This is a genomic window from Mesorhizobium sp. M5C.F.Ca.IN.020.32.2.1 (genome assembly GCF_004023105.1).
GTDB classification, from domain to species: domain Bacteria; phylum Pseudomonadota; class Alphaproteobacteria; order Rhizobiales; family Rhizobiaceae; genus Mesorhizobium; species Mesorhizobium wenxiniae.
Genome location: NZ_RZSX01001400.1, coordinates 1 through 939, shown reverse-complemented (window position 1 = coordinate 939; position 939 = coordinate 1). Strand labels below are relative to the sequence as shown.

1 protein-coding gene is annotated in these 939 nt (G+C 64.6%); it reads left to right on the top strand.

The window, feature by feature from the left end:
- The coding region (locus EOA86_RS36325) for a gamma-glutamyltransferase (protein ID WP_206630262.1) at positions 1 to 814 on the top strand (814 nt) is incomplete at its 5' end.
- Between the last annotated feature and the right edge of the window lie 125 nt (positions 815 to 939).

Here is a 939-nt window from a genome sequence, read left to right as displayed (position 1 = left end):
CGCCAGCGGCATATCCATGCTGCAATTGCTCCACATCCTCGCGCATTTTGATGTTGGAGCCATGGAGCATGGCGGTGCCGAGCACATCGTCCTGCTGTCAGAGGCGATGAAGCGCATGACCATCGACAAGGACCGCCACCTCGGCGATCCTGCCTATGTTGACGTGCCGATCGGGCGGCTGCTGTCCCGCGATTATTGCGGCGGGCTTGCCGCCGAGATCAAGGCTGGGCTGCGCGCCAGGATCGAGCGCGTCGACGACCGGTCGCCGCGCGAGACGACTCATATTTCGGTGGTCGACCGGGAGGGCAACGCCGTCGCCTTGACCCACACGCTGGGCAGTCCGTCGGGGGCGATCACCGATGGCTTGGGTTTCATGTACAACGGAACGATGAGCCGCTTCGACCCAAGGCCGGGCAGGGCCGGATCGCTGGCTCCCGGCAAGCGGCGGGCCAGCTCTGCGGCGCCCACCATCGTCTTCAAGGACGACCGGCCCGTGATCGTCATGGGAGCGCCCGGCGGCAGCTATATCGCGCCGTCCATGGCGCAGGGCCTGATGAACCTCATTGATTTCGATATGAGCATGCCCGAAGCGGTGGCCGCCCCGAGGATCGTGGCGGTGTCGAACACAATCGACGTCTCCAATCGCATTCCGCGCTATGTCACTGAAGAAATCGAGGGCAGGGGCTACGAGGTGAAGCGCTCCTGGCAAAGTTACGCTTTTGCCGCCCTTCACGGCATCAAGATCGAAGACGGAGTTTGCCGCGGCGGTGCCGATCCGCAGCGCGACGGCATGGCGATGGCGGTGCCGGCGTGATGTGCCGCGCACACACGACCGACGAGCCTTTCCGGCAATCAGGCTGGAGAGCGATGCCATGACCGCAGCCGTCGTGCGCCGGCTGCTCCAGGCCGTGATGGTCATGTTCGCCATGACGGTCATCG